Annotated in this window: 23 protein-coding genes and 1 pseudogene; 11 read left to right on the forward strand and 13 right to left on the reverse strand. The window is 36.3% G+C overall.

Annotated features, from left to right (window positions below):
• Positions 1–319 precede the first annotated feature (319 nt).
• From E2K98_RS25015 to E2K98_RS25035, 5 genes and pseudogenes are all read right to left on the reverse strand, one after another.
• Positions 320–697: pseudogene (locus E2K98_RS25015) on the reverse strand (recombinase family protein); the annotation flags it as partial.
• Positions 698–774: 77 nt separating this feature from the next.
• A complete protein-coding gene (locus E2K98_RS25020) occupies positions 775–1962 on the reverse strand; it encodes an MFS transporter (RefSeq protein ID WP_235824933.1) in 1188 nt (395 codons plus the stop codon).
• Positions 1963–2637: 675 nt separating this feature from the next.
• Positions 2638–3096: a DUF523 domain-containing protein gene (locus E2K98_RS25025; protein ID WP_133339052.1), complete on the reverse strand. Its 459-nt coding sequence runs from the start codon at positions 3094–3096 to the stop codon at positions 2638–2640.
• Positions 3097–3362: 266 nt separating this feature from the next.
• Positions 3363–3608: a hypothetical protein gene (locus E2K98_RS25030; protein ID WP_133339054.1), complete on the reverse strand. Its 246-nt coding sequence runs from the start codon at positions 3606–3608 to the stop codon at positions 3363–3365.
• 387 nt (positions 3609–3995) lie between these two features.
• Positions 3996–4958 carry a helix-turn-helix transcriptional regulator gene (locus tag E2K98_RS25035; RefSeq protein WP_133339056.1) on the reverse strand — a complete coding sequence of 321 codons (963 nt, stop codon included), beginning with the start codon at positions 4956–4958 and terminating at the stop codon, positions 3996–3998.
• 111 nt (positions 4959–5069) lie between these two features.
• Between E2K98_RS25035 and E2K98_RS25040 the strand changes: the two genes are divergently transcribed.
• From E2K98_RS25040 to E2K98_RS25055, 4 genes are all read left to right on the forward strand, one after another.
• The gene (locus E2K98_RS25040; protein WP_133339058.1) at positions 5070–5549 is read left to right on the forward strand and encodes a GyrI-like domain-containing protein; all 480 of its coding nucleotides are present in this window, start codon (positions 5070–5072) and stop codon (positions 5547–5549) included.
• Positions 5550–5570: 21 nt separating this feature from the next.
• Entirely contained in the window at positions 5571–6038 is a 468-nt protein-coding gene (locus tag E2K98_RS25045) for a phage tail protein (RefSeq protein ID WP_133339060.1), read from the forward strand.
• 282 nt (positions 6039–6320) lie between these two features.
• Entirely contained in the window at positions 6321–7547 is a 1227-nt protein-coding gene (locus E2K98_RS25050) for an NAD(P)/FAD-dependent oxidoreductase (RefSeq protein ID WP_133339062.1), read from the forward strand.
• A gap of 112 nt (positions 7548–7659) precedes the next feature.
• Positions 7660–8118 (forward strand): staygreen family protein, encoded by a 459-nt coding sequence (locus E2K98_RS25055; protein WP_133339064.1) that lies wholly within the window; start codon positions 7660–7662, stop codon positions 8116–8118.
• A 286-nt stretch (positions 8119–8404) separates the two neighbouring features.
• Here E2K98_RS25055 and E2K98_RS25060 read toward each other — a convergent pair whose 3' ends face one another.
• Positions 8405–10474, reverse strand: coding sequence for a GH25 family lysozyme (locus E2K98_RS25060; protein WP_133339066.1), 2070 nt, complete (start codon positions 10472–10474; stop codon positions 8405–8407).
• 295 nt (positions 10475–10769) lie between these two features.
• On the reverse strand, positions 10770–10925 hold the full coding sequence (locus tag E2K98_RS31485) for a hypothetical protein (RefSeq protein WP_208025420.1): 156 nt from the start codon (positions 10923–10925) through the stop codon (positions 10770–10772).
• Between the two features lie 210 nt (positions 10926–11135).
• Between E2K98_RS31485 and E2K98_RS25070 the strand changes: the two genes are divergently transcribed.
• The 5 genes from E2K98_RS25070 (at position 11136) to E2K98_RS25090 (ending at position 16210) form a co-directional block, all read left to right on the forward strand.
• Positions 11136–11627 (forward strand): hypothetical protein, encoded by a 492-nt coding sequence (locus tag E2K98_RS25070; protein WP_133339068.1) that lies wholly within the window; start codon positions 11136–11138, stop codon positions 11625–11627.
• A gap of 573 nt (positions 11628–12200) precedes the next feature.
• Positions 12201–13352, forward strand: a complete 1152-nt coding sequence (locus E2K98_RS25075) for a pyridoxal-phosphate-dependent aminotransferase family protein (RefSeq protein ID WP_133339070.1) — start codon at positions 12201–12203, stop codon at positions 13350–13352.
• 310 nt (positions 13353–13662) lie between these two features.
• The gene (locus E2K98_RS25080) at positions 13663–14184 is read left to right on the forward strand and encodes a PadR family transcriptional regulator (RefSeq protein WP_133339072.1); all 522 of its coding nucleotides are present in this window, start codon (positions 13663–13665) and stop codon (positions 14182–14184) included.
• A 206-nt stretch (positions 14185–14390) separates the two neighbouring features.
• Positions 14391–15512 (forward strand): ABC transporter permease, encoded by a 1122-nt coding sequence (locus E2K98_RS25085; protein ID WP_133339074.1) that lies wholly within the window; start codon positions 14391–14393, stop codon positions 15510–15512.
• Positions 15512–16210, forward strand: a complete 699-nt coding sequence (locus E2K98_RS25090) for an ABC transporter ATP-binding protein (RefSeq protein ID WP_133339076.1) — start codon at positions 15512–15514, stop codon at positions 16208–16210. The genes E2K98_RS25085 and E2K98_RS25090 overlap by 1 nt, the downstream gene beginning before the upstream one ends.
• 327 nt (positions 16211–16537) lie before the next feature.
• On the opposite strand, the gene E2K98_RS25095 is transcribed toward E2K98_RS25090, so the two are convergent.
• The 3 genes from E2K98_RS25095 to E2K98_RS25100 all read right to left on the reverse strand — a co-directional run bounded on the left by E2K98_RS25095 (position 16538) and on the right by E2K98_RS25100 (position 18597).
• Positions 16538–17032, reverse strand: coding sequence for a cysteine hydrolase family protein (locus E2K98_RS25095; RefSeq protein WP_133339078.1), 495 nt, complete (start codon positions 17030–17032; stop codon positions 16538–16540).
• Positions 17033–17097: 65 nt separating this feature from the next.
• Positions 17098–17346 carry a hypothetical protein gene (locus E2K98_RS31215; protein ID WP_165976381.1) on the reverse strand — a complete coding sequence of 83 codons (249 nt, stop codon included), beginning with the start codon at positions 17344–17346 and terminating at the stop codon, positions 17098–17100.
• 48 nt (positions 17347–17394) lie between these two features.
• Positions 17395–18597: an FtsW/RodA/SpoVE family cell cycle protein gene (locus E2K98_RS25100; RefSeq protein WP_133339080.1), complete on the reverse strand. Its 1203-nt coding sequence runs from the start codon at positions 18595–18597 to the stop codon at positions 17395–17397.
• Between the two features lie 893 nt (positions 18598–19490).
• Between E2K98_RS25100 and E2K98_RS25105 the strand changes: the two genes are divergently transcribed.
• Positions 19491–19619 (forward strand): FbpB family small basic protein, encoded by a 129-nt coding sequence (locus tag E2K98_RS25105; RefSeq protein ID WP_133339082.1) that lies wholly within the window; start codon positions 19491–19493, stop codon positions 19617–19619.
• Positions 19620–19927: 308 nt separating this feature from the next.
• Positions 19928–20083, forward strand: coding sequence for a hypothetical protein (locus E2K98_RS31220; protein WP_165976382.1), 156 nt, complete (start codon positions 19928–19930; stop codon positions 20081–20083).
• Between the two features lie 317 nt (positions 20084–20400).
• Here the strand turns inward: E2K98_RS31220 and E2K98_RS25110 are convergent, their stop codons facing one another.
• The 3 genes from E2K98_RS25110 to E2K98_RS25120 form a co-directional block, all read right to left on the reverse strand.
• Positions 20401–21174 (reverse strand): alpha/beta hydrolase, encoded by a 774-nt coding sequence (locus tag E2K98_RS25110; protein WP_133339084.1) that lies wholly within the window; start codon positions 21172–21174, stop codon positions 20401–20403.
• Between the two features lie 714 nt (positions 21175–21888).
• Positions 21889–22380: an OsmC family protein gene (locus E2K98_RS25115; protein ID WP_133339086.1), complete on the reverse strand. Its 492-nt coding sequence runs from the start codon at positions 22378–22380 to the stop codon at positions 21889–21891.
• Complete coding sequence (locus E2K98_RS25120; RefSeq protein WP_133339088.1) at positions 22373–23554, reverse strand: cobalamin-independent methionine synthase II family protein; 1182 nt, start codon at positions 23552–23554, stop codon at positions 22373–22375. Before E2K98_RS25120 ends, E2K98_RS25115 begins: the two co-directional genes overlap by 8 nt.
• Positions 23555–23567 lie beyond the last annotated feature (13 nt).

Here is a 23567-nt window from a genome sequence, read left to right on the forward strand (position 1 = left end):
TTCGGCCCGCTACCTAACTGTCTACGCTTAAAGACTAAAGTTACCTTTAGCCCTCCAAGACTCGCTACGAGCGAATGGCTAGTTCTTACTCGACGGGAATCCCACCCGTTATATGATACGACCTATGCTCGGCCGCACAAGCACCCATTAGTTTAAGTGAAATTCTTCACTTAGAAATCAAACTAAAATGGTTCGTGCAATTGTTTTAGTTTTTCAAGTTCTGGTAACAATGATTTATCGACATAAAACGTAGATTCTTTTCCATTGTATTTATCAATAACAGTATAGTACAGCATGACCATTAATGGATTATCCTCCTTTATTGACGCAGCTGCTCCTGCCGTTTCTTCGCCCTAATTAGAGTGCTTTTGCTTATGCCGGTTGTATCCTCCACTTGCTTGTAAGAAGTAGTTTCTAGTAGTTTCAATGCGTGTTCAATTTGTGTTTTTTTGAATTTCTTCGGGCGGCCTTCTCTAATATCCTCGCGCTGCTTGGCTAATGCTTTCCCCTCTTGGGTTCGTTCAACAATCATATTTCTTTCCATTCCCGCGACCGCTAACATGGTTTGAAGGAAGAACCGCCCCATAGTTGTGTTTTCAAGTAAACCAACATTCAACACATGGACACGAACACCCTTGTTGAAAAATTCCTCTACAACGTCAATTCCTTCACGTACATTCCTGGCTAACCGATCTAGCTAATATTGTGCCGTTTTTTGAAAAATCCGAAGCAAGAATCACTGAACAAGACCGATGATTATCGTTTACATACCCCTTAAATGCGCAAGATAATCATTAACAGTGCAGCGATTACAGCAATCGCACTACTCGTACTGAAAGCCGCCACAGGCCCAAATGTCTGCCATAGATAACCCGCCATGATACTTGCTGGCAAAGCCGCCAAACCGGTCATAGCATTGAAGGTGCCCATCGCTGTACCTCTTTGCCCTTCGGGTACAATATCAGCAATATAAGCTTTTTGTATCCCTTCGGTAAAAGCATAGTAAAATCCGTATAAAACAAACAATACCCAAATCCAAGGAACGTTTTTTACTATTCCAAAACCAAAGTAAATGGCTGCAAAAATAAGCAAGCCGGAAATGAGGACGGGACGACGACCAATTCGATCTGATAACATTCCTATAGGCATCGAAAAGATACTGCTACTCATATTCAATGCGAAAAAGGCTAGTGGAACAAAAGCGGGAAGCATCCCTACATCCTGTGCCCGTAAAGCTAGAAAAGCATCCGAGAAATTACCGACCGTAAAAAACGTGAAAATCAAAGAAAACCAAATAAAGCGACGATCTAAATTTCTGAAACCTATTTTCGGAAGACTGGCTTGTTTTACATTTTCTCTTCGATCCTTTTCTTTCAAAAAAAAGGCGATAAGGATAACCGCTAGAAAACCAGGAATAACGGATAGCCAGAATACAAGACGATAATTACCTGCATAAATTGCCAGAATTGCAAAAGCAGCCAATGGTCCTATTGCTGCACCCAAAGCATCCATAGCACGGCGAAAACCAAACGCTTTTCCACGCTCTTCTTTCGTTGTGGAATCGGCAACGAGCGCATCACGCGGTGAGGTTCTTATTCCTTTACCAAATCGGTCGGAAAAACGAATAATAAGAACTTGACTCCAAGAGGCGCTTAACGCAAATAGCGGTTTTGTCAAATTTGATAAACCATAACCCATTAACATGAGAAGCTTATGTTTCCCTATGCGATCCGTAATCCAGCCGGAAAACAACTTCAAAATACTAGCGGTACTTTCGGCTATTCCTTCAATAACGCCTATTGCCCCTACCTGTACATGTAAAACAGCCGTAAGATACAAAGGTAAAATGGGAACAATCATGTTACTGGATAAGTCTGTAAACAAACTGACTAGCCCAAGTACAAGAATTACCGGATTCATGGTAAACAGTCTCTTTTTATTTGGTTCCGCTGAACCATTCATTTCATCACCTCTATTTTTCTCTTATAGTGTGTAAACTTTTTTAAAGCATTTTTAATTGTGTGGGAACTTAAGACATAAATCCGTTTAAAGTTGTTGCTATTAGTAAACTTATGCTAAGGAAGGTATGTATGTAAATAAATTTCAAATTACAATTTTTTTGAACGTAGATAAAAGAAAAATAATTAACTTGGGACTTCGAATTAGAAGTCCCAATAAATTTTAATAAAAAATAAAGTTTAACAAAGCCTATTTTTTAAATAAATGTAAAACCTTCGCGAAAATCTCATGTGATTCGTGTTTTGATGAAGATTGTAGTCCTTTTTTCTTTTCTAGTTTAATAGTTTCATTATCATCCCTATTATTTACGAATGATTGCATAAAAAAGCAGCAAATAAAAACTTTAGTGCTTCCAACGAAACCAAAATAAGCTAAGAATATATTATTTAAGGTTTTAATTATTAGAGATGGAGCAATCATACAAGCACACCGACCAAATGTCGGTGTTTTCTTGTTTTCTCCTGTCTGCTCTTTTCAGCTAAACTGCCTCGTTACTTCAATAAGAAAAGCCGCCAAAAAAGGCAGCTGGATCTTAAACTCTTGCCCCCGTTTGTTTAAGTACAGTATTTCACAATCTCTATAAAACGAACACTATTTAAACGCCAATATTCGTTAGAACTAAAAGAGGGTATCTGCAAATTGTTCTTCTGAAATTACTTTTAATCCATTTCTTTTTAGTAATGCAGAAGTGACTCCCATCCCCATAATTTTTTTTCCGGTAAATTCACCGTTATATATGGTTAAACTGCCGCAAGATGGGCTATTTTCCTTTAGAACCACCAAAGTCGCATTTAATTCTATAGCTTGTTCCAGCGTAGAATAGGCTCCTTTAATGTAAAGTTGGGTAACATCTTTACCTGATTTATCAACTACTTTAGCGTTTCCATCCAGTACATCTTCTCCGTTTCCACCAATTATCTCAGCTGGTTCTCTAGGCGTTGAAAAACCGCCAAGTAATTCTGGACATATTGTAATAGCTTTATTTTCTTCTACCAATTTACTTATTTTATCATTTAAACAATTTGTCCCATTATATCTCACATCTAACCCTGCTAAGCAGGAACTCACCAATATCATTTACTAACCCCCTTCTGCTAAGTCCTCCTAATTGAATTTTACCAAATATTTTCTTGTTCAACTATCCTGCCCCATTAGTGCAATAAGAAAAAGCTGCCGCAACGACAGCCCTGTTCTCTAACTCTTGCACAAGTTAGGTTAATGGAAATCTTCACAAATTTTTTTTACCATAACAAAATCTAATCAGATAATGTGTAGAGGCATATCAAAAAGACGCCTTTGTACCAATGAAAAGCGCCCTTTAACGGAATACATCTATGGAGAACCTAGCCAGCTATTCCGTAAGCTAATAATAAGAAATATACACATACTAACACCGCACCATTAAATAAAACGCCAATTACCCCCGATAACCATTTCTTAGAAATTACAGCAAAAATTATTCCGAGTAGTGAAAGAGAACCTAAAATGATAATGATTAACGGCAAATCTCTATTCGGTCCTCTAAGAATAAAAAACATAAGAACGCTAATCAAAACCATTAGAATTGATAAAGCTCCAAACTTATTCATCTCAATCCCCCTATCTATGTATTTTGTTTTTAAACCTATTTCATAATCCTATCCATAATTTATTTACAATTATTTCATATCCGGATACTTTGCTCAATCACTAATTCCAGAAAATGGGTAGATTATTAAAGAATAACTAATGTCGTTTGTTCAACAAACCTGCCCCGTTAGTGACAAATTAATCTTCATCCTGGAAAGAATCCGATTGCCCTACTAAAGAAAGGTCCAATTTCCTTTATATGCTCTTTGGAATTTGGACTTTTAATCTGGCAAAAATGTACTCACTTAATTTCTAATGCCGAAACCTTTTTTAGAACTTAATTAGTACCCATTTACTTATGAATAGCGTTCTATGACGTATCTAAATGATGTTTAATTTCACTAACATTATGGACAGTATAGGAATAAATTCTCTTGTAATCCTTCTATAACTTCTTCTGGCACTTCCCTGACCTTGATATCCGTGCCTAAAAAAAGGAGCCAATTCGTCATTTCGGTCAATTCCTCTGAATGATGAACATTGATAAAAGTCTTTAGAATGGCTGTCGTTTGGTAAGGATTCGTATAGGAAATAGAAACTTTTAACGGATGGTATTTTTTGAACTGGGCAATCGCCTTTGGACCAAGTTCGAGGACAAGGTTCATTACTTCTTCCTTCTTACTTAGTTTCTCTAAAATTTTTTTCTTACTTAATCTTTTTTTCATCGAATATGGCGAGACATTGGTGAGATTGTCTACAGAAAAAACCTGCTTCTTTTCATCGTTTAAGTCAAAAGCTTCAATTAGCCATAGACTTTTTTCACGATAAAGGTTTAAAAGATAAATTGGATAAGACTTTATGATCTTCTCTTCTTTAATGGTAATCTCTAAATAGCGATCCAAGAGAAGGAGTTGAATGAGTTTTTCTAACATAGGATGAGGGAGATCTGTCAACTCAAGTAGGTCGGGATTATTGGGGTTGGTCCCTTCAAAAAGCAAGATTTGATTTAAATGAACAAGGTCATCTTGCTGGTTTTCTGAGATGAGGCCGAGTAATTTCTCAGCTAAAGACTGACGACTCTTTAGATAAGGGAGTTGTTGATTTCTTGTGGCCATAAATGCAATAAAAAGTGCTTTGACCTCGTTATCGGTAAAGCGAACAGTGGGCAGGACAGAGTTGTTCATGACAAAATAACCCCCATCCCTTCCCACTTCAGCGACAAGCGGCATCCCCATGGCTTCAATTTCTCTGATATCTCTTATCGCTGTCGAACGTGAGATATTAAATTCCCGCATGATTTCAGTAATGGTAAAGTGGGCACGGTTGTTGATATACCGCATGATGATATTTATCCGTTCAACTTTTTTCATCAGGTCCTCCTAAACAGTATCACTTTTTGACATGATTTAAGGTTATTATAAACTTATCAAGTGGAAAAACAAGTCATTTGATTAATCTAAAAAAAGAGGATGGGATCGAATATGTCAGATTATAAACTGGAAGAAAAGGATAGCTTTACCGTTCTAGGGATCGGTACTGAGCTTAAGAGTCATTACACAGACTATGCGGGTATAAACAAGGAAAAGTCAGACTTTTGGCAAGCCATCAAACAAGATGGAACACTTGATACTTTGAAGTCCATAGCTGCAAACGATTATATTTTTACCGTAAACGAAGCAGTGAATAGCAAGATGATGCATTATGCTGGCGTCATGACAGAGCAATCGTTACCAGAAGCAGACAGATTGATCCAATTTCCCAAAGGGGAATACCTCGTTGTGAAAGGTGAAGCAAAGACATCTGAAGAGCTAAGTAATATGCTTACAGGCATTGCCTTTGGTCAAGTTTTGCCAGAAGCAAAGGATTTTGCCTATGTTGGCGGACCAAATGCAGCGGTTGAGATGGGAGATCGAAACGGCGTCCTATTTGGTGAAATGTGGATTCCTGTTGTGAGGAAGTAACGAAGTAAAAGGAGGATAAAAATGTCCTATATGGTTGATTTTAAACAGGTTTCTACGGTTGGTTTAGAGTCTTCGTCAGTAGCAGAAGCACTTGCTGGTTTACGCGCGAATGAAGCTCGCTATTTTATGAACAAATACAAGCATGAATTCACGGTTGTACCGGCTAGCGAAAGCCAGGAAACCCTTGATTATGTGAACCGTATTTTGAAGGAAGAACGTGATCTTGAGTTTGCGGCTAAACCTTTGGAGACATCGCGTTTTCAAGTGGAAAATATCGATTGGACTTACGTCTTTTACGAGGATGGTCTTTCGGTCAACGTCCTGTATACGCTCGATGGCCCTAAGCCGAAGCGGGCCGTTGGTTTTAAGCTTTCTGAGGGTATGGAGGTACCTAAGGAGCTCGAAGGGAAATTTAAGTTTGCTAGGCAGAAGTCTAAATTGGCTGGAACCATTCGAGGCTCGTATTTTGTCATTAAAGGAGATTATTAACCATAGCAGCACCCTTTCATTAAATGAGAGGGTGCTTTTCCTTTCTTCGCAAAAACCTGATTTACTTATGAAACGGTTCACCGTAATGCATCTAAATGAGGGTTTTTATATTCCTTAGAATAGCGATTTCACCTTACCGTTTCTATCTTGAATTCCTGCAGTTTCGTTCATCCCTTCACATTTATTTATTATTTTTTCGTGGCCAATCTGGGTAGAAACTTCTGTATACACAAAATGAGGATGGAAATAGTAACATTATACTTTTTAAACTGGGGGATATAAATGAATTTACAATCTGGAACCTATTATTGGCCTACTACTTTTCCTGATGCTCCATCCTACCCTGCATTGGAAGAAGACCTATCTTGTGATGTATTAGTCATTGGTGGAGGGAGCTCAGGAGCACAATGTGCATATTATCTCGCTGATACTAATTTAGATGTGGCTGTAATTGAAAAATCAACAATTGGCAGCGGCAGTACTAGTACGAATACAGCCCTACTTCAATATTCTGGTGAAAAAATGTTTACCGATTTGATCAACACCTTTGGCATAGGTTACATCGAAAGACATTTACAATTACTAAAAGAAGCAATTAATGAAATAGAGAAAGCCTCAAAGAGCGTCTCCATTGATTGTGAGTTCAATCGAAGAGACACCCTCTATTCCGCAAGCTGTGCAGAAGACGTTGAAAGTTTAAAAAAAGAATATGAATTTTTAAAGCAGCATAACTGTGAACTTACTTTTTTAACAAAGGAAGATATTGAAGCAAAATATCCTTTTAGTAGGGATGCTGCTATTTATTCATACAATGATGCAGAAATCAATCCTTTCAGGTTTACCCATGCACTATTGGAGCATGCTGCAAATAAAGGGATTCATATATATGAACATACGGAAATGAATGGTCATCATTTTGATGAAGAACGGGGAAAAATGATTATTTCAACAAAGAATGGCAAGTCTATACAAGCGCGGTATATTATTTTTGCAGCAGGTTATGAAGGAATAGAAATGAAAAAAGAGAAAAAAGCATCCTTTGTAAGTACCTATACAGTAACAACCAATTCAGTCGAAAGTTTCTCCCCTTGGTATAATAGGACTCTCATCTGGGAAACCGCTCGTCCTTATTTATTTATGCGGACAACCAGGGATAACCGGATTATCATAGGCGGACTTGATGATAATACTAAGTATCAGGAAGATCGCGATAGTAAACTGATTCACAAAAAGAATAAACTAATTGAAGAATTTAATAAAATGTTCCCCACCATTCAAGTACAGCCGGAATATTACTTAGCTGCATTTTATGGAGGAACGCTGGACGGCATTCCGATTATCGGCAAGTATGGAGAATTTCCAAATTGCTATTTCCTGTTTGCCTTTGGTGATAACGGGACGGTTTACAGCCAATTGTTGTCGAAGATTATTGTAAAGGAAATTGTTGAAGGGGAATCTCCTGATATTGCTCTATACTTGCAAGAACGCCCTCTGCTTAACAAGAGTTGAAAAACAGTTGTACCTACTTTCTGGTTTTATTGGATGTCATTTTGTGGCTTGTAGTATGAATCAATAAAGGAAAATCAGCATAATAGTAAAAAAACGATTGGAGTTGATTGCATTGAACAATTTCAATCCTGAAAAACTATCTGTTGAATACATGGATGGGATTACTGCTACGGGTCCTGTTATTCCAAGGAGCTACACGCTCACTCATTCTGATTTAACTGGAGATCTGTTTTTAACCATTGGAATTCATTATGCCTGGGATAAAATCAATCCTATGCGAGATGAAGTATTAGGTGAATGGAAACAAATTGGAGGTACCTTTTATTATTGTGTTTATTTGCATATTGATCAAGGCCAATATAACCAAAATCAAGCAGCAAAACGCAATGAAATATTTAAACGTGAATTACCACTTGCCTTAACAGCTATTCGATACGGCGACAGATTTTTTTTCAACGCATACCCTCATCTAGATCAAGCGACAATAATCATTAACTTTATGTCCGCCTTTCCCCAGTTTGCTAGACAAGAAAGCTGGGGAACCTTCCACCATTTTTCATACAGATCATGATCTAAGATTGTATGTCACAACTAACATAGTCACTTCCCCCACCAACGTACATTGTTCTTATCATTTACTTGAAACGAAAAAGCTCATTTGCAGTTTATAATAATAAGGAGGCACTAAATCAGCGCCTTCTTATTATAAACTGCCTTTATTTAGTAAGGTTCTCCGTATCATGTCTAATGGAAAAAATCGGCATAAAGACAAGTCGATTTCACTTCTTTAAAAAAATAAGCTACCCAATTGTGATTGTAAAACGCACAATTAAGGTAGCTAAAACTTAGTAAAGAATTCAATATGTTTTTAGGTATACGGAATTTGAATATCCACTATAAATTTTTTTCCCGTTTACTGTTCTATAGGCCCTGATTTTGAAGTAATACAGCTTGCCTTTTGATAGTTTAGTATTTGTATTACTAATAGTAGAACCCGATGTAAGAGTGGCTACTTTCGTATATACGCCTTTATAGGACGTCGCCCTGAAAAGTTCGTATCCGCTGGCTTCTGTCCCTTTTGTCCAAGTCAGTTTAATTGAAGTGCTGCTTGCTCTGGATGCCTTTAGTCCGGTTGGTGCCGCAAGGACTGGCGTACCACTTACAATGGTCGAATAGGAACTATAAACCTTCGTACCATTCACCACTCGGTATGCCCGAACCTTGTAATAATACGCTCGGTTCGTTACCAAACCACTGTTCGTGTAAGAAGAAGTGGATGTAGCGAGATAACTGTATGTTCCCGTTTTCGTTGTAGCCCTGAAAATTTGATAGCCTTGTGCTCCGGAAACAGGCCCCCAGGTGACTTTTACTTTGCTGTAACCCGCTGAAGTGGCTTTCACCCCACCCGGTACTGCCGTATTTTTTGCATAGCGTGCAGATAGGACAACAGCAGATTTAATCGGTGTTTGTAGATTGTATGGGACGGTATCTTTTGAACTTTTAAACCAGCCGACAAACGTATAACCTGTTCGAACTGGTGCTTTTACTGATAAAGGTTTTGCCCCATAATTAACCTTTTGAGAGCTAAGGACTCCGCCATCGTCGTTCTTAAAGATAACCTGATATTGGTTAATCTTATAAAGGGCAGTAATGGTTAAATCGGAAGTAGCATTGGTAAACTTCTGATTCCAGCCAGTAAAGGTATAGCCAGTCCGGCTTGGCTGTGCAGGTGCTGTAATCGGCATATTATATTTCACTTTTGAATCACTCAAAATAGATCCATTATAGTCTTTGAAAATAATTGTATAGACTTTAGGTTCGTAAACAGCCTTTACCGTAAGATCAGACGTTATCTTGTTAAATGCTTGATCCCACTGTAAGAATGTATATCCATCCTTTGATGGAGTTTGAGGTGCATTGGCAGATGAACCATATGCGACCGTCTGAGTATCAAGGACCGTACCATTGGAATCCATGAACACGACTTTATAATGATTGATCTTATACTGGGCAGTTACCACTAGGTCCGATGTAACATTGCTGAAATCGATATCCCAGCCTGTTAATGTATAACCCGTTCTCTCTGGATTTTCAGGAGGATTAGCCGCAGATCCATATCCAATCTGCTTAGTAGAAAGGACCGTACCGTCCGCATCTTTAAAAACAACCGTATATGTCAAGTTACCCCTCAATGCATCGATTGACGTTGGACCATAATCTAAATCTACATTTCCCGATATTCCTGGGACTGTATCTTGGTCGTACTGCCAAGCCGTCCATTCGGTCCACCCGCCAACTGCTGGCGGTTGAGTAACGCCATAGCGTGCAATCCAAAGGGGAAGATCTGAAAGCTTGCCACCAAAATCGTTGTACTGCTGTACAAACCATGCACCTGTGTAGACCATTACATGGCGATGCGTCAGTGATTTTACCGTATCGGTAAAGACTCTTGCCCAGCTGGCTATTTCATCGGAAGTTAGCGTTCCAGTAGAAGTAGGTTGTTCTAAATCAAGAACAGGCATGATCTCTCCAAAATCGCCCATTCCTCCATTCGTCATCACATTGACGAAATACTGCGCTTCTGCTTTTGCATCGTCAGGGCTATATGGCGCACTCGGACTTGCATAGTGGTAGGCACCAATAGGGAGCCCTGCTGCCCTTGCTCCCTGCACATTAGTCGAAAACATAGGGTCGGTATATGTTGTACCTTGTGAAGCCTTTGCATAGACGAAAGCTATACCTGAGTTTTTGACCTGCTTCCAGTCAATAGTTCCTTGCCAATGCGATACATCAATCCCTTTTAAATTGGCGCTTGTCGCTGGCGGCATTACTCCAGACGCCAAAGCTGCAGAATGGCTCGTTAGCAGAACGCTAATCAGCAGAACAACAAAAATAAACGAGCGCATCCACTTTGCTGCATGTTTCATAGTCTCTCTCCCTTAAATCTGATATAAAATTATGTATTCTAGCAATCTACTACCTTATGGGAAAACTACTAGTTTATAATTCTATCATACATAAGGGATAGCATATGAGTAAATGTTGAATAATTGGTAATAACCCACAACACAAGCCAATATTTGGGTATGATTTTGAAGAGAGGAAAAAGAGAAAATTGATTAAATTAGTTATCGTTTCAGTACCAAGATTTCATAATAATTTTTTGTATTATTGCTAATTAAAAAGCTCATCTCGCCAAAATATATCCCTTGCTATGCTATCCTAATATCCGAAAATAGCTACATACTGATTTTGCAATACAAACCTATTATCTAACCATCCTAAGGTGTTCAAGACATATCCTCCGGTTACATCACCACGTGCAAACGAAACAATACTTGGCTGATTCATCGTTGTCCTAGAATAATCGTTATACATAACCTACTCCTTATCATGGTGATCACCATGATGATTTTCTGACGGTCTAAAAGAATTATTGCTCTTTATCTAATAAGTAATATCCATTCACCAGCATCATAAAATTTATAAGGCCAGCTGAATTTTCATGAAAATATTGCATAGCTCCCGCTCTCGAGGTTTTTGGAGGATTGAATTTCGTTTATTATTCATCATAAAGGAGAGGAAAAGGTGAAAAAATTCAGTTCTTTCGCTGGTACCGTTACCATGATACAAGATTATTTAGTAAATTCAGACGAGGAATTAAAAGGGTGTTTTAAGTTAATGTCCTTATTAAGAGGAGATGGTTCAATCGTAAATTTCGTTATTAGTCCAACAACCTATTTTTTGGATCGAGTTATGGTTTCAGTTGGAGATCATGTAACTGGTTTTTATGATGTCAATCTACCCGTCCTTTTAATTTATCCCCCACAATATCAGGCTCTCATCATCGTAAAAGATAACCCTTATCATAATGTAAAGGTTGATTATTTTGATAGTCATCTGGTAAGTAGTGATGCCCAGTTACAATTGAATATTTCTAATTATACGCCGATATTATTACAAAACGATCAACTCTTCACATTGAGTCCTGCAAACCGAAATTTACTCGTTGTATATGGTCCCACCACACTAAGCATTCCTGCCCAAACTACTCCCTTTAAAATCATTGTTTTATGCTAATCATTTTAGAGGATATAAGGGCGTTATGGCCTCTTTGTTATTTACCGACTTTTCTCTCCTCGTAGAATAATCATTCCAATTGTTTATTTATCCCTACAGACGATGACCAGTTTACACCTAAAGAGTCTGTACAAATTTTTAGCTTATTAGAATTCCTAAAAAAAGCCGATTCGAGAACAGATTTCGAATCGGTTTATTTATCTTTAAAAAAACCTCATTTACTTATAGTTAGGTTCATTTTGATTAATAATAGAGACGAAAACTCCCAAATAATATAATTGATATTGGCCATCAGGTTTATAGATCCATATGACAACCTATACCACTTCAAAGTATTGTTGGAGTGGCCTTTTACTTTCCATATATATAGAAAGCTATGACTAAAACAATAATGTCTGGGAACAATTTAAACAGCTAAATCAAGCAACAAATTTCCAACTATGTCAGATCCATAAATCGGTATTTTATTTAAACTAACCACTAGATTTTAGGATAAACTGATACTTTTAAATATACCAATTATTTGCTACTATTACTCCATAAAATACTCTAATTTAAAAAGGAACGATACATATGCGATTTAAACCAAACTATGCCCCAGGACCAACGGACGTACGTGAGAATGTACGCTTAGCGTTAGCTAAAAAAACAAATAACCCTGATTTTGATAAAGAATTCATCCACTATTACCATGAGGTGTGCCAAAAGATGGGCCAGGTCATGGGGACTACAAATGAAGTACTGCTGCTTGCCGGAGAAGGGATTCTAGCTTTAGAAGCTGCCTGTGCGAGCTTAACTGAACCTGGTGACCGTGTCCTAGTACTGGATAACGGGATATATGGTGAAGGTTTTCAATATTTTGTGAAAATGTATGGAGGAGAACCTGTTGTCTTAAGTTTTGACTATCATAAAGACATACCTGCTGAAGAACTACGCAACTATTTAGAAAAAGATCATGACTTCAAATATGCAACATTTGTTCATTGTGATACACCAACGTCCATGTTAAATGATGTTAGTCAACTCTCCCCCCTACTAAAAGAATATGGCATTCTAACAGTGGTTGATTCAGTAGCTGGTATGGTTGGTGAACCAATCGATGTCGACCAAAATCAAATCGATATTTGCTGCGGGGGTACTCAAAAGGCGATCTCAGCACCTGTTGGCTTAGCGATCGTTTCCATTAGTGAAGACGCTAAAAAATCGATGAATAACCGTATAACACCAATTGCTTCTTATTATGCAAACCTACAAATTTTCGAGGGATATATTGAAAAAGGAACCTTACCTTATACGATGCCCGCTGGAAATATTGAAGCTTTAGATGTTGCCTTGGACAATATTTTAAATGAAGGACAAGTGGCGGTTTATGACCGACATGCGAAAATTGCGAACGCAGTAAGGAAATCTGTTCAAGAATATGGACTATCCTTATTCTTAGAATTAGGAGCCTCCAATACGGTAACTGCCGTCATCATTCCAGAAGAAATAGGCGCATTACGATTACAACAACACATCCAAGAAACATATAATTTATTCATTGCTACTTCTTTGGCGCAATATGAAGATGTTATCTTGCGTATTGGTCATATGGGTGAAAATGGCTTCGTTGAAAAAGTTCTATCTGTATTAACAGTGATCGATCATGGCCTACGTGATTTAGGTTTCAAAGGAAAGGGTAATCTTGGACAACTATTCTTAGATGCCTATAGAGCAGAAAATTAAGAAATCAATTAATACGATTAATACTTGAAACTACCGAACCTCATATACTTTTGATAGGGTTCACCTTAATTTATCTAAATGAGGTGTAAGCCCGTATTTAAATAGTGCAAATTAATAGAGTAGCACCTCCTGTTTGTATCAATTAAAGGAGGTGTTTTTCTATGCTACAACAAAATAGACCATTGTCCCCCTCTGACGTAGGAATCTAAAAAATATTCCCTTCATAGTTGTTGGTAATCCCTCAATTGACTACAAATAAATTATGCGAGAAAATATAAACCAAGAGATGATAGTAGAGAGGGGGATATCATTGGAAGAACGTTCGCTTATTTTACTTGGATTGCTTATGAGTCAAAGTCAACATGGATACCAAATCAATGAATTTATAGAGAGAAACTTAAGTGCAGTGACAGATATGAAAAAACCTACTGCCTATGCAACTTTAGATAAACTCAGTCATAACGGATATATTGATATTCAGTTGGAGCAAGAAGGAAACAGACCGACCCGAAAAGTGTACTCCATTAATGAAAATGGCAAGAAATATTTTTACGAATTATTATTGCTGAATTTATCTTCAGCCGAAAGTGTGAATTATCAAGGAGATATTGGGTTAATGTTTATTGATTTTCTCCCTTTAGAAAAAACAATACCTGCGTTGGAAGAACGGTTAAACAATAATAAGAAATTATTAGCACTCATCAAACAAACTCCATCCCACGGAGAAAGATCGGGAGTCAATCTTGCGGTAGAACACAAAATGGCAATGTTGGAAGCAGAGGTTGCCTTTCTTGAAAAGTCGATAAGAAAGCTTTCCCCTTATTTGAAATAATTCTCCCTCTATAGGTAGTGCTAAATTTAAGGAAACCTTGTTATGGGGTTTCCTTTTCCTATTTATGCATGATCAAATCCCCCATTACTTCCTTTTTGCCTTTCTGCCCTCAATTAGTCACAGTTGACTAATCACCGACAAAATAATATAATACTATCAAATTAGTCATCTATGACTAATCATAAATATTTAAAGGAGGACTTACATTGTTTCTGGCTTTAAAAGAATTAAAACATGGCAAATTTCGTTTCCTTATGATTGGAACCATTACCGTCCTTATAGCTTGGCTAGTCTTTATTCTGTCAGGTTTGGGAAACGGGCTTTCCACTCTGAGTGCTGCCACATTTAAAAACATGAAAGCAGATTACGTTACTTTTGAAGAAGGATCCAGATCCTCTATGAGCCGTTCACTATTACCTGAATCATTAATGGATGAACTAGAAGAGCAAGATCATGTTTCTTCGGCAGCACCGATGGGGGCCACAATGGCTACCGTTTTAAAATCCACTCCTTCCAAAGATAGTGAAAAAGTAGATATTGCGATATTAGGTATCAATCCGGGGAGTTTTTTAGAACCAAAGGTGATTGAAGGAAATCCTCTTAATAATGATAAATTATTAGGAGTTATCGCTAATGACACCTTAAACGACAAAGGCTTTAAAATTGGAGACACTATCTCCATTGAAGGGTCATTAGAGAAAATGGAGATTATCGGATTTGTAGAAAATGAAACGTACAATCATTTACCTGCTATTTTTACCACACTAGATAAATGGCGCTCCATTCAATTTGCAGCACCTGGTTCTGATAATGGAATTAAGAATCCAGTAAACGGTATTATGCTTCAAGGAGAAAATATTGATTCGCAGAAATTAAATAATCTTTACCATAACACTGAGACCGTTACAAAGGCTGCAGCGATTCAAGGAATGCCTGGTTACAAAGAGGAAAACGGTACAATTATGATGATGCTTGCCTTCCTTTTGGCAATCTCTGCTTTTGTACTAGCCGTCTTCTTTTATGTACTTACCTTGCAAAAATCCAATCAATTTGGCATTTTAAAAGCAATTGGCGCAAGTAATGGATTTTTAGGTAAAACCATTGTGTCACAAGTTTTTCTACTTTCACTTAGTAGTATTGTTGTTGGAATACTCTTAACCTATGGAACAGCACTCATTCTCCCAGAGGGAATGCCGTTTTCACTAGATATAAAGCTTGTCGTCATTTATGCTTTTTTATTGCTCGTAATATCAATTTTAAGTTCATTGATTTCTATCCGTAAAATTACAAAAATAGACCCACTTCAAGCCATTGGGAGGATTGAGTAATGTCTGGAATAATGTTTAATCATGTATCCAAGGTTTATCAGCAAGGGGGAAATCAAGTAGTTGCGCTTAGTGACGTTTCACTTTCCGTCGACCAAGGAGAATTTATTGCCGTCGTTGGTCCCTCAGGTTCAGGTAAAAGTACGTTTCTCTCTATTGCCGGGGCCTTACTGCAAGCCTCAGAGGGAGAGGTAATGCTTAATGGAATAGTATTAGGGGATTTAAAAGAGAAAGATTTATCAAAAGTGCGCCTTGAAGAAATAGGGTTTATATTACAAACTAGCAATCTAGTTCCCTATTTAAATGTTCTCGACCAATTACTTGTTGTTAGAAAGATGGCGGGTAAAATGACAAAAAGAGATAAAGAAACTGCCAAAGAGTTACTTCAACATCTTGGACTAGAATCAAAAATAAAGAAATTCCCAGAACATTTATCCGGAGGAGAACGTCAACGAACGGCTATTGCTCGTGCATTGATGAATAATCCTTCGATTATTTTGGCAGATGAACCAACAGCAAGTCTTGATACTCAAAGGGCCCATGAGGTTGTCCAACTTATTGCAAGGGAAGTAAAATCCAGAAAAAAAGCAGCGATTATGGTAACCCATGATGAACGAATGTTAGAATACTGTGACAAAGTATATAGAATGGAAGATGGTAAACTTAAGTCGGCTGATTATTATTTGGAAAAGGCAAAATGACAAAAAGAAGGAAAATGGAGCCCTAGACTAAAAAGGTAGGCTAAACAAGAATCTCATAAAAGATAAATCTTGTTTAGCCTATATTTGTCGACCTGGTTCATTTCAGCCGACTTTGCCTAGCTTCACACAATCTGACTACTACCATTATGTGCATGATGAGAATCAGATCTTTTTAACATATGCTCCCCTTTCGTTTAAGTACAAAATTCACATTCCTACCCTCTCTAACTTTCTAACAAAAACCTTTTCATAATATCTAAAAACTTTTTTGGGCTCGATACAGGGTATTTGTTAAGTACTACTCATTTTGATAAAAGCAATTCTTTGCTATAAAAAAGTTAAAAATCTATTATTCCAAAGATTCTCATGATGCTCAATGATTGTTTTAGCTCCTAAAAGTTCGCTGTTAAGGGTTGTCGTCAACCCTTTTTTCATAAATAATCTATATCCTAATCCATGAGCCATTCTAATCGTTGTATCTACACAATATTCAGTTTGTGCACCACAAATTTCAAGTTTATTTATCTTTAATTTCTTTAGTTGTTCATTCAAATCAGTCTTATAAAATGAGTTTGCATGTGTTTTATTAATATAGATATCTGTATCTTTAGCATTTAGTTCCGGAAATAGTTGCCATTCTGGAGAATTCAGAACCAAATCACTATCATTATGTTGAACAAAGATTATAGGATTATTCTTTTCTCTAAATAAATGGATTCTTTGGTTAACACCATTTAATACATACGATAAGTTATAAAGTGGAATATTTTCAGGCTGTACACCGATTTGCAAGTCGATAATGATTAATGCTGTATTTTCCATAATTATTATTCTCCTCATACCTTTTTTTAACAATTAATCTATTTAAGAATATCATAAGATTTTCCTTATGTACTTTTCAAAGGAAAAAAATGCACTAAAATTGTGGCCAGTCCCCCACTGATGTAAAACTTTACTCCACCTGGGGACTGACCCCTTGAACACTGCGAAAAGCCCTTTTCAAAATCAGTCCATTTATATGGTAAAAATCCAGAAAAAAAGCTTGTCAGTAAGGCCATTTTTAGGCTTATCGACAAGCTTTTTACGTTCACTGGATCCTTTAAAATGTCTATTGCCTCTTTTTCTTTTGCGTCCAAGATTTCAAAGATCCTTATAGTAAAAAAAGTAGACAAAATATGTCCACTTTATTTTGTAAGATAATAAATATTTTTCCTATTAACAATATTTTCAGCGTTTTGTTTCCGTTGTTTTTTATACTTCTTCTCGTAATTAACAAACATTGAAACATTGACTAAAATTCCTGCAGCAATTGCTAATTGAATTAGAGAAGATCCTCCATAACTGACAAATGGTAGGGGGACACCAGTAAGTGGGATGAGGCCAGAGATACCAGCAAGATTAACAAAAGCTTGGATGCCAATCATGCTTGAAATACCGATAGCTAGTAAACTTCCAAATGGATCTTTGCATTGCAATGCAATATAAATTCCCCTTAACACTATATATGCTAATGTAATGATTACAAAACCAACACCCCATATTCCTAACTCTTCAGCAATAACCGCCATAATAAAGTCTGTATGTGATTCTGGCAAATAACCAAGCTTTTCAATCCCTTTTCCCAATCCTAATCCATTTATTCCACCATTACCAATTGCTATGTATGAATTTACAAGGTGATATCCAGAGGTTTCTTGAAACTTAAATGGATCTTTTAAAATTTCAAAACGATTCATTCGAGTTGATGTGAATATTTTATTATAAAAAAGGAGAAAAAATGGTATCAGTACTATAACACCAAGTGTACCTAGTTTCGATAAATTTTTAATATTGATTCCAGAAGAAATAATGATTGCTCCGGAAAATAATAAAATAAGTTCAACTGTACCGAAATCCGGTTGAATCGCAATTAATATACAAACTACTCCTAAATAAACTAAAGGAGGGATAACCCCTTTTTTAAATTCATTTATATATTCCTGTTTTTTAGCATACTGTGCAGATAAATAAATAATCACACAAAGCTTAACAAATTCTGCCGGTTGAATACTAAACGGTCCAATTTTAAACCAACTTTGTGCATTTCCAGCCACATGTCCAAAGAGAAAAAGCGCCATTAGGATAAAAATGGATGAAAAAACAATCGTTATAAGTACTTTTTTGCTTTTCAAGGCTTTATAAGGGAATAAGGCAGTAATCACAAAGAAAAAAGCACCACATAGTAAAAATAATTTTTGTTTCTGATAGAAATAATCACTGGAAACTCCATATCTTTCTACAGCAGTAGCCATGCTCGCACTATAGACCATGATTAAACTAAAGAGAGATAATAAGGTTATCGCAATAATTAAAGTATAATCATAGGATTTTACAATTTTCTTAAACATCATTTCCTCCTCTTTAATAATTTCTAAAAAATTTTTAGTAGTTATGTTTCATAAATTATGACTAAATCTTACTATGTATATGAAAAGGTAATTCCGGCTTTACTATAGCAAAAAAGTATTAGGATTTTATTACAAATAAACTATAATTTGATTATTTTATCAATCGAGTTAAAAGGAAGACGAAAAAAAACGAAAAAACACCTTAAATATAAGGTGTTTTTATTTAGCAATAGATAGTAACACTCTTCAAAAGGAATGATTTTCTTTCAATTGATTGAGAAAATTGCACGTAAAGTAGCAGGTGTTATTTGCTTAATTTCAAGAAGTGTGTTCGGCATATTAAAAAATAAAAACGATTAAACCTAATCAGCTACTCCACAGACAATTAATTTAATATTTAATAAACCTTTACATAAAATCCATTAAAACTTAAAAAATTGCTTATATAATATGATTGTGATTGATAAATACAGTTTTTCCAAAGAAACAGTAAAATCTTTTTTTGATATAAAAATCTGAAGACTAAAATGGGGTATCTGTCATGGAAAATATCTTTTTATCAATATACTTCACTACAGTTATTTATACTCTTTTATATATTAACTCAGCTTCTAGGCATGGGGATAACTTTAAAGACATGCATAATAACTATATGACTATAAATTGGATGGAATAATAAATAAATTGAACTGTTGGTTTGTTTACTATTTTGACTGCTTTCCAAATTTCAGTTAAGCATGCTGGATACATGCACGAAAAAAGGCGCCCTGCAGCTGTCGCATTTGTTTAAGGCACAAATCTTTTAAGGTTATTAAAATTTCAATAATATCATGTATGCATTTAATGAATTACGACATATTTATTTAAATCTGTATGATGAAAGGAGGGATACTATGAAAAAGATTAGCAGTACATTACAAAAAATGATTGAAAAAAATAAAAGTGAGATTTTATCCAATCAAACTAAACTGATCGATATAGAGAAAAAAGTTGACACTAAAATAATTGCCAATGGAAAATAACATTGATATAAAATGGCTCTTATCTGTATTTCAACAAAAATATCCAGTTTCCTTTAAAGTAAGTTATTCAATTAAATGCCTGTTTGTGCAATTACACTCTCCTCCTCCAGTAGGAGGAATCTATGTAAAGTATGAATCTCGAAATACAAAAATGTAAATAAAGTGTAATAATCATAATCGGCACGAGGATGTTATAATCATCCTTTTTAAAATAACCAACCCCCTACTCGCTTTAATCACTTCTAAAGTCACTTAACCATTCTCAAAACAGGGGTAAAAATTTATCTTTTAATTGGGGGATTTTAATAATGTGGGTAGTTACTGTCCATTCAAAAGAACATACTATAATGTTTGAGTTTGACACAGAAAGAGAAGCAAGAGAAACTTTTGAGAAAATTCAGGGTAACAAAATCCTTTCAGAGATTATCTATTTCAATGATTCTTGCTTAGAAAAAGCTGTTTAGGATTCCTACCACATTTTACTGGGTTTCCCGGTATTTTCATTGTTCCTGCTACTGGGCCAACATAATAAATTTTCACCTGTAAGAAGATTTTTTAATTTGAATAAGAGAATTTAACAAATTTAAAACCACCAAGACTGGTGGTTTTTTATTCTTAGTTTAATTTTCCAAGTTTTTTAACTGCTTTTTGATAAGTTGTAAAGTAATACTATACCTACTCATCCCGGTTCCCTTATTCAATTTCGAATCCTGCCTCCGATCCTTCGGATGGGTGCGATCAATACATTTTTCTTTTGCCTCCAAGATTCCAATCATCTGAATCAGTTCATATCGCGGTTTAAAAAAGTAAATAGATTGGGCACTCGATCAATAAAATATTTATAATGATGCTCTCCATTCTTAACCACTTTAAATTGTGAATAAAAAATTTTATTCTTTATTATTTCACATACTCTTTCATTTGATTTTAGGAATTTCTCACTTACAACATGATCATTTCTAGCTTCTTTGTCCCCACAATCCATATAAAAGCTTTTAATATGTGACAAATTAGACTCAAATAGAAGGTTCTCTATTTCTTCCTGGTTACGGTAGAACGCACAGGAAATTCCCGCTACATGCTGAAATGCTTCAGGATAAACACAAGCAGCATATGTTGATATAAGTACTCCGAGAGAGGCACCCGCTATTGCGTTTGCGTTTTTCAAGGTGCGATACTTATTATGTATGAATGGAATAAGCACATTCACAATAAATTCAACATATTGTTTCCCCTTACCTCCAGTTGTACTGGGTTGTCCTAGGACATCTTCGCAATATGCACCATCCACCCAAGGACAATACTCGTTTAATCTCTCTTTAGGATTTTGATCGATGGCCACTACAATAACATCCAATTTTTTATCATGGAGGTACTTTTCTAAACCTAAAGATACTCCACCTATTGCTTCACGATCATCAAATACATTTTGTCCATCATGCATATATAGCACAGGATACTTTGTTCGTGTAGATTGATAACTTTCAGGCACATATACTCTTATTTTCCTATTTTCTTTAAAGGCATTTATACGAATAGAATGAAATTCTAACATTGTCTCCCTCACCCTTGATTATGATTCATAATCCGTAATGAACTTCAGTAGATGGCTATGTTAAGGTCTTATCCCATTCCTCAATAGCAAAACTAAATCCAACACATTTAATCCCGCCTTAGACACGAACTCAAAACAATTATAAAATCATCGAAGGCATATGTATATTTTTAAAAGGCTGTTTTCGCAAGGATTGTTGTTTTTCGAACAGATTTAATAGTAAACTTTTGACCCTAAGGCATGCATTCGGACACGATTGCCCTTGGCTTCATCAAAGATATTCGAATGAGACCATTATTCAGACTCGATTACCTTGGATCTCATCATAGACTGTCCGAAAAAGCCCCTAAATGGATCATATTTTACCAAGAGCAACAAAGTTTGAAAAATTGGGGTCAGTCCCCGTGTGAGCTAACGTTCTACTCCACAAGGGGACTGACCCCTTGAACACAGATAATTATTTAAGAGTATATGTTACCAATTAACAAAGTCGCTTTCTCCACCAACAACGTACATTCTTCATATAGTTTACTTCAAAACAAAAAACTTAAATTTGCAGTTTATAATAAAAAGAAGAAAGCACTTAAATCATTGCCATCTTCTATAAAAACTGCACCTATTTATGATAAGGTTCACCTCAACTTATCTAAATGAGGTTTATTCTGTGCCGAATTTCTGTATCCCCATATTTTATATCTGTATGGATAAGGCTCCTCATATAAGCTTTTTGAATAAGACTTCCAGTTCCATTGATTTTTTTAACGTATTGAAAATAGGGGAATTTTTAAGGGCACTGAAGCAAAAATCATCAAAATCATTGTCCTCAATTTCAACAAATAAAAAAACGGTTACAGTTATTTTTCTGATAAACGGTTCTTCATCATACCCTTTCACACCTACCAAGGATAGAGGGTTTTCCAGTGAAAGGTTCAAAACTCCTTCAATTTCTTCAATAATAGAGCCCCTTTTTTTCGACACCTCTAAGAGCGTCAAAATGATGCTGCTTAAAACGGATCCGGCGAAGTATTCGAGACTCGTGATTTCGTTGTATTCTGGATCAAAACTCATTTGCTTTTCTATTTGAAAGCTCATTTGATTTGTAAAAACTTTTACCGATGAGAGATCATTTGACGTCCCCCTAAAGCTCATATCAAAAATCCTGGATTCATATAATGTGTTTATTTCATCTTTTGACTGCTTATTCATACTTACTCCTTAGTATTAAAGCCGCTCCTGTCAATGAGCGTATTTTAGCTGAGATATTTTCATAGATGTTAACCGGACTATTGGCGAAGGTTGCAAAACCGCAGTCAGGATTTAGCCATATTCTTTCCTTTGGAAGATACGTCATTGCCTCTTCGACTCTTGAAAGGATAGGATCCAATGTCTCCATTTCATCTGTACGCGGATTGATCACGCCTAAACCAAGGGTGGCATGCCCCCTAATTCTTGAATCAGCCAATAACGAACTTAGTTCACCTGCCCGTGGTGTTGAGAATTCAAGTGTTAAAAGGTCCGGATTCACACTAGCAAATAACTCAAGCAGTGGAGTATATGGACCTGTCAATAATATGCTCTCATTCTTGCTCCAGTTGCCTCTGCAGACATGTAAAGAAGCAACCGTCTTTGTTCTATCTATATGACTCATAATCTTTCCAATTAAGGAACTGGCAAATTCAAGCTCCTCTTTAGGATCTTTTCTCTCAGAAAGAGCTGCACACATAAATGACCTCGGCTTTCCCTCTGTAAAAACAACCTCGGTCAGAACCGGTTCATCAAATTGAATTACATCAACCCCTATATTCAAAAGATGATCTATCTCTTCCTTCATGATCTTTATTACATCTTGCCCAAGTTCTTCCTTGCTGCCATAAACCTTACCAGAGAGATTAGGAAGCCACATCGATCTGGTTAGAAGATAGGGACCTGGCATTGTGATCTTAACGGGTTTGTTGGTGAACTTCTTCATCATCAAAAGCTCATTTGCGACAATATCGCCATTGTAGTTCAACTTACCAACACAAATAGCATTTTTAATGCTGACAGCCGGAACGTCAAGCGCGGTCAAAATATTCTCAAAAGCTTTTTTATCATCAATATAATCGAGCATTTCACTCATGTTCATCATTCTAACGCCGCTAATTTTATCGGAAACAAAGGACACATAGTTATCCCGTCCGAGCTCTCCGCTTGTGATGATATCAATCCCTAAATCCTCCTGCAGCTTAATGATCTTTTGCGTTTCAATCTCAATAAGCTGGTTGAAGTCATTTGGTTCAATCGTTCCTTTTCTCATCATTCTGAGGGCTCTTAGAACCTCTTTTGACCTTGGCATGCTCCCAATTAAGGAAGCGGGAAATAGCGGTAATGGCCTATCCATGTGTTTCATCCCC

This window comes from Bacillus salipaludis (assembly GCF_004358205.1).